11 protein-coding genes are annotated in these 11,658 nt (G+C 71.7%); 10 read left to right on the top strand and 1 reads right to left on the bottom strand.

What is annotated here, in order from left to right:
* Window positions 1-38 precede the first annotated feature (38 nt).
* The gene (locus ACWCQ6_RS33430; protein WP_451095689.1) at window positions 39-1,208 is read right to left on the bottom strand and encodes a pyridoxal phosphate-dependent aminotransferase; all 1,170 of its coding nucleotides are present in this window, start codon (window positions 1,206-1,208) and stop codon (window positions 39-41) included.
* 137 nt (window positions 1,209-1,345) lie between these two features.
* On the opposite strand from ACWCQ6_RS33430, the gene ACWCQ6_RS33425 reads away from it, so the two are divergent.
* From ACWCQ6_RS33425 to ACWCQ6_RS33380, 10 genes are all read left to right on the top strand, one after another.
* Entirely contained in the window at window positions 1,346-1,600 is a 255-nt protein-coding gene (locus ACWCQ6_RS33425; protein ID WP_451095687.1) for a hypothetical protein, read from the top strand.
* A gap of 297 nt (window positions 1,601-1,897) precedes the next feature.
* Window positions 1,898-2,440 carry a DUF2617 family protein gene (locus ACWCQ6_RS33420; protein WP_451095685.1) on the top strand — a complete coding sequence of 181 codons (543 nt, stop codon included), beginning with the start codon at window positions 1,898-1,900 and terminating at the stop codon, window positions 2,438-2,440.
* A gap of 63 nt (window positions 2,441-2,503) precedes the next feature.
* A complete protein-coding gene (locus ACWCQ6_RS33415) occupies window positions 2,504-4,102 on the top strand; it encodes a polyamine aminopropyltransferase (RefSeq protein ID WP_451095683.1) in 1,599 nt (532 codons plus the stop codon).
* Window positions 4,103-4,187: 85 nt separating this feature from the next.
* Window positions 4,188-5,147 carry an SRPBCC domain-containing protein gene (locus ACWCQ6_RS33410; protein ID WP_451095681.1) on the top strand — a complete coding sequence of 320 codons (960 nt, stop codon included), beginning with the start codon at window positions 4,188-4,190 and terminating at the stop codon, window positions 5,145-5,147.
* Window positions 5,148-5,362: 215 nt separating this feature from the next.
* Complete coding sequence (locus ACWCQ6_RS33405) at window positions 5,363-6,163, top strand: aldose epimerase family protein (RefSeq protein WP_451095679.1); 801 nt, start codon at window positions 5,363-5,365, stop codon at window positions 6,161-6,163.
* Between the two features lie 247 nt (window positions 6,164-6,410).
* The gene (pyrE, locus tag ACWCQ6_RS33400) at window positions 6,411-6,950 is read left to right on the top strand and encodes an orotate phosphoribosyltransferase (protein ID WP_451095677.1); all 540 of its coding nucleotides are present in this window, start codon (window positions 6,411-6,413) and stop codon (window positions 6,948-6,950) included.
* 213 nt (window positions 6,951-7,163) lie between these two features.
* Window positions 7,164-8,186, top strand: coding sequence for a class II fructose-bisphosphate aldolase (gene fbaA, locus ACWCQ6_RS33395; RefSeq protein ID WP_451095675.1), 1,023 nt, complete (start codon window positions 7,164-7,166; stop codon window positions 8,184-8,186).
* Between the two features lie 90 nt (window positions 8,187-8,276).
* A complete protein-coding gene (locus ACWCQ6_RS33390) occupies window positions 8,277-9,470 on the top strand; it encodes a MalY/PatB family protein (RefSeq protein WP_451095673.1) in 1,194 nt (397 codons plus the stop codon).
* Between the two features lie 71 nt (window positions 9,471-9,541).
* Window positions 9,542-11,068 (top strand): MFS transporter, encoded by a 1,527-nt coding sequence (locus ACWCQ6_RS33385; RefSeq protein ID WP_451095671.1) that lies wholly within the window; start codon window positions 9,542-9,544, stop codon window positions 11,066-11,068.
* 56 nt (window positions 11,069-11,124) lie between these two features.
* The gene (locus tag ACWCQ6_RS33380) at window positions 11,125-11,538 is read left to right on the top strand and encodes a DUF3151 domain-containing protein (RefSeq protein ID WP_451095669.1); all 414 of its coding nucleotides are present in this window, start codon (window positions 11,125-11,127) and stop codon (window positions 11,536-11,538) included.
* Window positions 11,539-11,658: the final 120 nt, after the last annotated feature.

Here is an 11,658-nt window from a genome sequence, read left to right as displayed (position 1 = left end):
GGCGGTCCTCACGACCGCCGCCCCGGGGTGTTTCCGGTTCAGGGCACCAGGCGTCGCAGGCGGCCGACGGCCTCGTGCAGGACGTCGTCCTTCTTGCAGAAGGTGAAGCGGACCTGGCTGCGGCCGGCGTCGGGGGCGTCGTAGAAGACGGAGTTGGGGATGGCGACGACGCCGCAGCGTTCGGGGAGCGCGCGGCAGAAGGCGTGGGCGTCCTTCTCGCCGAGGGGGGTGATGTCGGTGGTGATGAAGTACGTGCCCTGGGGGCGGTGGACCTCGAACCCGGCCGCGCTCAGCCCCTCGCCGAGCAGGTCGCGCTTGCGACGGAGGCCGGCGCGGAAGTCCTCGAAGTACGCGTCCGGCAGCCGCAGCGCCTCGGCGACGGCGTACTGGAACGGGCCCGCGCTGACGTAGGTCAGGTACTGCTTGGCCGTCCGGACGGCGGCGACGAGCGGGGCGGCTGCGACGACCCAGCCGACCTTCCAGCCGGTGTACGAGAAGGTCTTGCCGGCGGACGAGATCGAGACGGTGCGCTCGCGCATGCCGGGCAGTGAGATCAGCGGGATGTGTTCGCCCTCGAAGACCAGGTGCTCGTAGACCTCGTCGGTGACCACCAGGAGGTCGTGCTCCACGGCCAGTGCGGCGATCGCGGTCAGTTCCTCGCGGGTGAGGACCATGCCCGTCGGGTTGTGGGGGCTGTTCAGCAGCAGCAGCCGGGTGCGGGGCGTGATCGTGTCCCGGAGGGCGTCGAGATCGGGGCGGAAGTCCGGGGCGCGCAGGGTGAGCGGGACACGGACGCCGCCGGCCATGGCGATGCAGGCGGCGTAGGAGTCGTAGAAGGGCTCGAAGGCGATGACCTCGTCGCCGGGCTCCAGCAGCGCCAGCAGGGTGGCGGCGATGGCCTCGGTGGCGCCGGCGGTGACCAAAACCTCGGTGTCGGGGTCGGTGGTGAGGTCGTAGCGCCGCTGCTGGTGGCCGGCGATCGCGGTGCGCAGTTCGGGGACGCCGGGGCCCGGCGGGTACTGGTTGCCGCGCCCGTCGCGCAGCGCCCGGACCGCAGCCTCCCGGATCTCCTCGGGGCCGTCGGTGTCGGGGAAGCCCTGGCCGAGATTGATGGAGCCGGTCCGTACGGCAAGCGCCGACATCTCCGCGAAGATCGTCGTACCGAACCCGGCGAGGCGGCGGTTGAGCAGCGGTCGTCCCTGTGTCATGGCTGTCATCCTGCGCGCAAGCTCTGAAGTTGCTCAAGTCTGCTTTGGCCCTTCGGGGGCGGGGGCATCCCCCACGCACGCGACGGGCGCGGGGAAGCGGGGGACCTCGCTTCGGGGGACGGAAGGACGTGAGATCGGTGACGGTCTTCGTGGAAGTGGCGATCGCGGTCGGTCTGATCGTGCTGCTGGTCTTGGTCCTGAGGGGCGTGAGCAGGGCGAAGGCGGGCAGGCGCGGCGGACGGCGCAGGACCGGCGGCGACTCGGCGGGGGACAGCTGGTGGGCGGGGGGTGACAGCGGCGGCGGTACGTCCTGCGGCGGCAGCAGCGGGCACTCCTCGTGCGGCGGCGGATCGTCGTGCGGCGGTGGGGGTGGATGCGGCGGGGGAAGCTGACCCGGACGGCTGGTTCCGGAGGTGCTCGGAGGGTGAACTCCCGCCGGGCACCTTTTTGTTGGGGCTTTTCGCGAGTTACCGGTGAACAGATGAACCGAGGGGCCCCCGAGCGGATGGAAACCACGGCAAGTTGGGGAAAAATGCTGTGGATACGACTTATTCGTGGTTCCCTCGGTTGAGAGAACATTCAGCCCTCGGACCCCAGTTGGACCTGATCGGGCGCTACCCACCTCCCACGTGCATCACGTCGGGGGCGTCCCCTGTCCATGTGTCCATGCTTGCTTGCGGAGCCGACTCATGCTCACGACCCTCCAGACGGCCTATTCCGATACCCGTGCGGCCGACCTGGCCTGGACGCTGGGGCGTGAACCGCTCCCCGCTCTGGCCGTGCTCGATCTCGATCTCGCGGGTGCCCGGCTGCAGATGCGCCTGCTCGGCGCCTCCCACCAGGTGCTCCTCGAAGCGGAGCGCGGCACCTGTTCCGAAACCGTCGCGTGCATCCCCGGCAGCAGTACGCCGCTGCCGCTCGGTGTCTCCAAGCGACTCGGCGAATGGGATTACGAATTCGCGGCGCGCGTCGAGACGCTCTCGGAAGGCTCGTTCGCGGGGCGCGCGCAGGAGCTCCTCGCGCTGGTGGCCGACCATCCCCACGGTCTCGCCGGAACGTTCCCCGGCAGCCCGCACGCCTTCACCGCCATGCTGGCGCAGCGGGCCGAGGGGCAGGTGCGGTGGCGCACCTGGCACGCGTACCCGCAGGAGGGGCAGTTGGTCGCGACGCGCACCCGAGTGGGTGTGCGGATGCCGGCGGCAGCACACCGAGAAGTCCCAACTCCGTTGTGAGAACGCCACTTAAACCCTTGTGGGTGACAGGCTGCCATGTGATCGTGACGTAGCGTTCGCGTCATGATCGACCAGCAGGTGTCGCTGCGAGGGGGTGCGGCGTGTCTTCCCGTACGGCCGAGGACCGGTCGGTGTCTCGTGCTGGCTGCAGTCTTCGTCTGTGCTGCCTGCGGTCTGGTGTACGAGCTCGAACTGGTGGCGCTCGCCTCCTATTTGATCGGTGACTCCGTCACCCAGGCATCCGTCGTGCTCTCCGTGATGGTGTTCGCGATGGGTGTCGGATCGCTTCTCGCGAAACGTTTACGCAACTGTGCCGCAGTGGGTTTCGGGCTGATCGAGGCGGCTCTCGCGCTCGTCGGCGGCTCCTCGGCGCTCGTGCTGTACGCGTCGTTCGCCTGGATCGGGGAGTCGCGGTACGCCCTGGTCGGATTCTCGCTCACGATCGGCATCCTGATCGGTGCGGAGATCCCGCTGCTGATGACCTTGATCCAGCGCGTCGACCGGCAGGACGCGGACGGTGCCGTCGCGGACCTCTTCGCTGCCGACTACGTGGGCGCGCTGGTCGGCGGGCTCGCGTTCCCCTTTCTGCTGCTGCCGATGCTCGGCCAGCTCACCGGGGCGCTGTGCACCGGCGCGCTCAACGCGGCGGCGGGCGGGGCGCTGGTGCTGTACGTCTTCCGGCGCGATCTCACCCCGCGCTCGCGCCGGCTGCTGATCCTGTCCAACGTGGCGGTGATCGCCGTGCTGGCCGTCGCCACCGCGCTGGTCGACGACTTCGAGCGGGTGGCGCGGCAGGCGGTGTACGGGGACGGGGTGCGGGTCGCGGTGCAGACCGAGGTCCAGGAGGTGGTGCTGACGGGGTCGGGCCGCAGCTCCCTGGATCTGTATCTGGACGGACGGCTGCGGGTCAGCGCCCGCGACGAGTACCGCTACCACGAGGCGCTGGTGCACCCGGCGATGAACGGGCCGCACGCCCGCGTCCTGATCCTGGGCGGCGGCGACGGCCTCGCCGCCCGGGAGGTGCTGCGCTACCCGGACGTACGCGCCGTCACCCTGGTCGAGATCGACCAGGGCGTCACCCGCCTGGCCCGTACCGACCGGGCGCTCTCGGAGCTGAACGGCCACGCGCTGGGCGACCCGCGGGTCACGGCCGTCACCGCGGACGCCTTCAACTGGCTGAGGGCGGCGCACGACCGCTACGACGTGGTGATCTCCGATCTGCCCGACCCGGGGATCTCCACCAGCACGAAGCTCTACTCGGCGGAGTTCTACGGTCTGGTCGCCGAGTCGCTCGCGCCCGGCGGCCGGCTGGTGGTGCACGGAGGCCCGCCGGTCTCCCGGCCGCGTACGTTCTGGACGGTCGAGGCGTCGATGCGGGCGGCCGGCCTGCGCACCCGCCCGTACGGGATGAGCGGCCGGCTCTCCGACTCCGTGGCCGGCCCCGACCGGGCCACGCACCGGGCACGCCCCGCGTACGGCTGGGGCTTCGTCCTCGCAGACCCGGAGAAGCGGCCGGAGCTCGGCCTCGCCGCGAAGGCGCCTCCGCTGCGGTCGATGACGGAGCCCATGCTGCTGGACGTGGGGCGGGAGGCGGAGCGGGCCCGGCTGCCGGGGCTGCCGCCGTCGACGCTGGTGCATCCGCGGTACTGGGAGGACCGGTGAGCCCGGGGCTCGTGCTCGGGTGCCCGGCGGCCTCGCGGGGCGGAACCGCTGACGTGACGGCCGGGGCTGAGTAGGCTCGGTTTCCATGGAGCATGAGGTGTTCGTTCCGGTTCCGGTCCCGTCCCTGCGGCGGACGCTGGGTGACCCCGCCCGCGTCGCGCGATGCGTGCCGGGGCTCCAGCAGGACGCCGACGCGTCCACGGGCCCGCTGTCCGGCCGGCTCAGGATCCGGGTCGACGGCCACACGATCACGTACCGCGGCGCGCTCAGACTCACCGATGCGCCGCAGGACGGCCCGGAGAGGACGCGCGGGGAAGCGGTCCTGGTGACCGGCGAGGGCTCCGAGGCGAGAGGCAGCGGCTCGGCGAAGCTGGCCCTGACGATCGCCCTGACCGAGCGGGACGGCGGCACGGTGATCGGGTTCGCGGGTACGGCGAGCGGTGACGGCCGGCTGCTGGAGCTGGACGCGGCTGCGGTGCTCGTCGCGGCCCGCCGACTGCTGGACCGCTTCGCCCAGCAATTGGTGACGGAGACGCTGGCGGCCGGTGAGGAAGGCGGCGCTGCGCCGGGGGAGGCGCTCGGGGAGGCCGAGCGGTCCGTCGGGGAAGCCGTGGAGCAGGCCATCGAGGAGGCGGCGGAGGAGTCCGACACGACCGGCGCGGCGGCTGCCGGCGACGCGGCGACCTCCGCCGGGAAGGCCGAGGAGCCGGGGAAGCCCGAGGAGCCCGGGAAGCCCGGGAAGCCCGAGGGCACCGACTCTGTCTTCGACGCGCCCGTGCCGCCGCCCTCGCTCGACCCGGTCTCCGAGGTGGAGTTCACCGTCCCCGACGGCCCCCCGGCGGAGGCCGCGCACGCCAGGCGCACCATGATCGGCCGCAGCGCCGAGGAGGTCGACCACGCGCCGCCGCGCGGCCGGTACGCGCCCGTCCCGTCACCCGATTCGACCACCGCGGGCACCACGCTCCGCTGGGTTGCCCCGGCCGCCGCGCTCGCGCTGGCCTCGGCCGTGGTGGTGAGCCGGGCACTGAGACGGCGACGGGCGTAATCCCTGGCGGGTGCGCGGCGTCAGCGGCTTCCCCCATGCTCTCGGCTGCGCTCGAGCAGGGGAGATCCCACGCGCCGCCGCGCGGCCGGTACGCCCGACTGTACCCGGTATTCGGGCGTCCCTCCGCCTTGCGACGCACCGCATCCGACGCCGCACGGCGATCCACCAGGGATTACGGGACGGCCCTGAGCCGCTGCGCCAGTAATCTCGGTCGGGTGAGTAGCAGCGAGAAGGACGTCCGGCTGTCCGTCGGCGACACAGAGTTGACCGTGAGTCCCGCCCATGGCTGCCGCATCGGCAGCCTGCGGATCGGTGGCACCGAGCTGCTGCGGCAGGGGGAGCGGTACGGCTGCTTCCCGATGGTGCCGTGGTGCGGGCGCACCGGGAACGGCCTGTTCCACAACGGCGACATCCCGCACCGGTTGCCGTTGAACGCCCCGCCGCACGCCATCCACGGCACCGGCAGGGACAGCGTCTGGCACACCGCCCGACTGGGCGAGCGGGAGGCGGCGTTCTACTACGACCTCGCCGACCCCTGGCCGTATCCCGGCCGGGTGACCCAGACCTTCGAGCTGGCCGAGGACTCGCTCACGCTCGCCTTCGGCATCGAGACGTACGGGGACTCGTTTCCGGCGCAGGCCGGCTGGCATCCGTGGTTCCTGCGCAACCTCGGCGACGGCGGCAAGGATGTGCGGCTGGCCTTCGATCCGGCCTGGCAGGAGGAGCGCGGCGAGGACCATCTGCCGACCGGCCGCCGCATCCCGCCCCTGAGCGGCCCCTGGGACGACTGCTTCGGGATGCCGGACGGGGTCGAGGTGACGCTCACCTGGCCGGAGCAGCTGGAGCTCACGGTGAAGAGCCGGGACGAGTGGGTCGTGATCTACGACGAGCAGGACGAGGCGGTCTGTGTGGAGCCGCAGTCCGGCCCGCCGAACGGGCTGAACACCGCGCCCCGCTACGTCACCCCGATCGACCCGCTGGAGATCTCGACCACGTGGAGCTGGCGTCGGCTCTGACCCCGGCGGTGGTCCGAACGGGAGGACTCCAGCGTCTTTCGTCCGGGTCGGGCCGGATCAGGGAGCGGGGTCTGGTGCGTGCGACAGCCCTTAGGCGGAGGAGGGAGCAGGCGCGGAGCGTCGGCGACCGACGACAACGCGGCGAGCGATGGGGTCTCCCCTGCTCGAACGAAGCCGAGAGCTCGGGGAAGTGCCGGCCCCCGCGAGCCCGGCATGACCCGAAACGAGAGGCCCTAAGCTCGTAGCCATGAGTGACGTACGTGCTGAGCTGCTCCAGCAGATCAAGGACAAGGCCGTGGTACACGGCAAAGTGACCCTCTCCTCGGGTCTTGAGGCCGACTGGTACATCGACCTGCGCCGCATCACGCTGGACGGCAAGGCCGCTCCGATGGTGGGTCAGGTCATGCTCGACGCCACCGCCGAGCTGGACTATGACTGTGTGGGCGGGCTGACGCTGGGCGCCGACCCGGTCGCCACGTCGATGCTGCACGCCTCCGCCGCGCGCGGGCAGGAGCTGGACGCGTTCGTCGTCCGCAAGGCGCAGAAGGCGCACGGGATGCAGCGCCGCATCGAGGGCACGGACGTGGAGGGCCGTCGCTGCCTGGTGGTCGAGGACACCTCGACCACCGGTGGTTCCCCGCTGACCGCCGTGGAAGCGGTGCGCGAGGCCGGAGGCGAGGTCGTGGCCGTGGCCGTGATCGTGGAGCGGGGTGCCGCTCCGGCCATCGCCGAGGCCGGCCTCCCGTATGTCCACGTCTACTCCGTGGCCGATCTCGGCCTGGCCTGACGTCCGGCTCGACCTGCGGTCTCTTTCAGGGGTGGGCTGTTTCACGTGAAACAGCCCACCCCTTCCGTATGCCCTCCGCGCACCTGCGGGACCGGCCCGGCGACGGGCCGGGTGGAGCCGGAACGAGAGTCTGGGAAGATGGGGGCGACGATGACGTCGCCCCCAGGTCAGGGAACCAGCAACGCACACCCGCATATCCCAAGGAGCGGTCAGATGCCCATCGCAACCCCCGAGGTCTACGCCGAGATGCTCGACCGGGCGAAGGCAGGCAAGTTCGCATACCCGGCCATCAATGTGACGTCGACCCAGACCCTGCACGCTGCACTGCGCGGCTTCGCGGAGGCGGAGAGCGACGGCATCGTCCAGATCTCCACCGGTGGGGCGGAGTTCCTGGGTGGTCAGCACAACAAGGACATGGTCACCGGCGCCGTCGCCCTGGCCGAGTTCGCGCACATCGTCGCCGCCAAGTACGACGTCAAGGTCGCGCTGCACACCGACCACTGCCCCAAGGACAAGCTGGACGGTTACGTGCGTCCGCTGCTGGACATCTCCGCCGAGCGCGTCGCCCGGGGTGAGAACCCGCTGTTCCAGAGCCACATGTGGGACGGTTCGGCCGAGACGCTGGCCGACAACCTGGCCATCGGCCAGGAGCTGCTGGCCAAGGCCGCCGCCGCCAAGATCATTCTTGAGGTCGAGATCACCCCGACCGGTGGCGAGGAGGACGGCGTCACGCACGAGATCAACGACGAGCTGTACACCACCGTCGACGACGCGCTGCGCACCGCCGAGGCGCTCGGCCTGGGCGAGAAGGGCCGCTACCTGCTGGCCGCCTCCTTCGGCAACGTCCACGGTGTCTACAAGCCGGGCAACGTCGTGCTCCGTCCCGAGCTGCTGAAGGACCTCCAGGAGGGCGTCGGCGCCAAGTACGGCAGGACGTCCCCGTTCGACTTCGTCTTCCACGGCGGCTCCGGCTCCACCGAGCAGGAGATCGCCACCGCGCTGGAGAACGGCGTCGTGAAGATGAACCTCGACACCGACACCCAGTACGCCTTCACCCGCCCGATCGTGGACCACGTGTTCCGCAACTACGACGGTGTGCTGAAGGTCGACGGCGAGGTCGGCAGCAAGAAGGTCTACGACCCGCGCAGCTGGGGCAAGTCCGCCGAGGCGGGCATGGCCAAGCGCGTCACGGAGGCCTGCGCCAATCTGCGCTCCACCGGCACCCGGCTGAAGTAGCAGCCGGTACGCAGTGTGGCCGTGGGCCCGGTACCCCGTGGGGTGCCGGGCCCACGGCATGTCCGACAGACGCATACGTAAGGGGTCGCTGTGGGTTCCAGCACGCGTTATGACTTCGACACCGTCATCGACCGCCGGGGCACCTGGTGCGTCCAGTGGGACGGGGTCGCGGACCGGTTCGGGGTGGACGGGCTGCTGCCGTTCACCATCTCCGACATGGACTTCGAGACCGCGCCACAGGTGCTGAGCGCACTGCGCTCCCGCCTCGACCACGGGGTGTTCGGCTACACGGACTGGCGGCAGGACGACTTCCGCTCGGCGATAGCCCACTGGTACGCGACCCGGTACGGCACGGAGGTGGACACCGGGCAGCTGGTGTACGGGCCCTCCGTGCTCAGCCAGCTCTCGCAGCTGCTGAAGATGTGGACGTCGAGGGGCGAGGGCGTGGTCGTCCACACCCCCACGTACGACGGGTTCCGCAAGGCGGTCACCGGGCTCGGGCGGGAGCTGCGGGGCGTGCCGGTGGGGGACCGGGCCGCGCTGGAACGTGAGCTCGCCCGCCCCGACAGCAAGGTCCTGGTCCTGTGCTCGCCGCACAATCCGACGGGCCGGGTGTGGACGGAGGCCGAGCTGGGCGAGACGGCTTCGCTCGCGGCGCGGTACGGGGTCGCGGTGATCAGCGACGAGATACACGCGGACTTCGTGCACGAGGGGTACGTGCACGTGCCGTGGACGAGGGTCGCGGGCGAGGGGCGCTGGGCGCTGATCACCTCCGCGTCGAAGGCCTTCAACTTCCCGGCGCTGACCGGTTCGTACGGGCTGATCGGTGATCCGGCCGATCGGGCCGAGTACCTGCGCCGCATGGAGACGGCCGAGGGGCTCGCCTCGCCGGCCGTGCTGTCGCTGACGGCGCACATCGCCGCATACCGGGAGTCGGCGACCTGGCTGGACGAGCTCCGGGCGTATGTCGCCGGGAATCTGGCGCTGGTCGCGCGGCGGCTGGGCGAGACGTTCCCGGAGCTGGGGTGGCGGCCGCCGCAGGCCGGCTATCTGGCGTGGATCGATCTGCGGCCCGCCGGTGTCGACGGCGACGAGGCGTTGCAGCGGGTGCTGGTGGAGCGGGAGAAGGTCGCGGTGATGCCGGGCGGGGTGTACGGCGCGCAGGGCTTCGTGCGGCTGAACGTGGGGTGCCCGCGCTCCAAGGCGGAGGCCGGGGTGGAGGCGCTGATCAGGGGTGTACGGGCCGTGACGGGGCGGGCGGCAGCCGGCCCTCCGCCGGCCTGACGGGCCGGCCCCCTCGGCCGGGTGCGCCCCGCCCGATGGCCTTCCCGGCACGGAGCGGGGATGCTGCTCGTATGCCTGCCGCAGCCGAGACGGGAGCCATCCGCGTCGCCTCCGCCACCGGACACCGGGTCGTCCTCACCACTGTCCTCGGCTCCAGCATGGCCATGCTGGACTCCACCGTCATCAATGTCGCCCTGCCCCGTATCGGCAAGGACCTCGGCACCGACCTGGCCGCCCTCCAGTGGACCGTCAACGCCTACATGCTGACCCTCGCCGGGCTGATCCTGCTCGGGGGAGCCCTGGGCGACCGGTACGGGCGGCGGCGGGTCTTCGTCGTCGGCGTCCTCTGGTTCGCCACCGCGTCCGTGCTGTGCGGTGTGGCGCCGAACGCCGCCTTCCTGATCGCCGCCCGTGCCCTCCAGGGCATCGGCGGGGCACTCCTCACACCCGGCTCGCTGGCCCTGATCCAGGCGAGCTTCCACCCCGACGACCGGGCCCGCGCGGTCGGGCTGTGGTCGGGGCTGGGCGGGGTCGGGGCCGCCATCGGGCCGTTCGTCGGCGGATGGCTCGTCGACGGGCCGGGCTGGCGGTGGGTGTTCCTGCTCAATGTGCCGCTCGCCGCGGTCTGTGTGCCGGTGGCGCTGCGGCACGTACCGGAATCGCGCGACCCGCACGCGCACGGGCGCTTCGACGTGCTGGGGGCCGTGCTCGGGGCGCTCGCCCTCGCCCTGGTGACCTATGCGCTGATCGAGGCGCCGGAGCAGGGGGCGTCCGGTGCGGTGATCGGGGCGGCCGTCGCCGGGGTCCTGCTCGGGGCGGTCTTCGTGCGGGTGGAACGCACCCGGAGCGAACCGATGCTGCCGCCCTCGGTCTTCGCGTCCCGGCAGTTCACCGCCGTCAACATCATCACCCTCTGTGTGTACGCGGCGCTCGGCGGCTACTTCTTCCTGGCCGCGATCCAGCTCCAGGTGGTGGCCGGGTACTCGGCGCTCGGCGCGGGCACGGCGCTGCTGCCGACGACCGTGCTGATGCTGCTCTTCTCGGCCGCCTCGGGCGAACTGGGGCAGCGCATCGGGCCCCGCATCCCGCTCACCGCGGGCCCGCTGATCGCCGCCGCGGGAATGCTGCTGATGCTGAGGGTCGGGCCCGGGTCGAACACCGTCTCCGGCTACCTCACCGATGTGCTGCCCGCGGTCGCCGTCCTCGGCGTCGGGCTCGTCACCCTGGTCGCACCGCTCACCGCGACCGTCCTGGCCTCCGTGGACACCGCACGGGCCGGCCTCGCCAGCGGGATCAACAACGCGGCCGCCCGCGCCGCCGGGCTGATCGCGGTGGCCGCGCTGCCGCTGCTCGCCGGAATGGGCCCGGAGGCCTACCGGAACGCCGACGAGTTCGCCTCGACCTTCCGCCGGGCCATGCCGATGTGTGCCGGGCTGCTCGTGCTGGGGGCGGCGATCGCCTGGGCGACGGTACGCAATCCGCCGGCCGTGGCCGAGAAGGAGGAGCAGGCGCGCCCCGAGTGCACGGTGCACTGCGGTATCGCGGCCCCGCCCCTGGAACCCGCGCACGAGGAGCCGGAGAACCCGGGCACGGGCTGACCGTGCATTCGGTGCCCGGCTACCCCGGCACGCATGTGCCAGGCACACTTGAACCCATGTCGATCCACGAGAACCTGCTCGGGGGCCCTCCCCCGACCCATCTGCCCGACGACCCGGAGCCGCGTGAGCTGCTCGCGAACGGCACGGCCCCCGCCGATGTCGCCGCGAAGTACCCGACCTCCTCCCTGGCCTGGGCACAGCTCGCCGACGAGGCCTTCGACAGCGGCCGCGTCGTCGAGTCGTACGCCTACGCACGCACCGGCTACCACCGCGGCCTCGACGCACTGCGCAGGGCCGGCTGGAAGGGCCACGGCCCCGTGCCGTTCGAGCACGAGCCGAACCGCGGCTTCCTGCGCGCCCTGCACGCCCTGGCGCGGGCCGCCCAGGCCATCGGCGAGCAGGAGGAGTACGAGCGCTGCTCGGCCTTCCTGCGTGACTCCTCGCCGACCGCAGCCGAGACCCTCGGCTAGAACGTGTTGCGAAAGTCCCGCCTGGCCGGCACCGGCACCGGTGGCGCCGGCAGCCCGTCCGACGTGCTATTTCGTGAGGTTCCTCTCGATCTCCTCCTCCAGCTCGTCGGGCTCGCGGCC

This window comes from Streptomyces sp. NPDC001880, from assembly GCF_053594575.1.
This window is presented reverse-complemented; position numbering and strand designations above follow the sequence as displayed.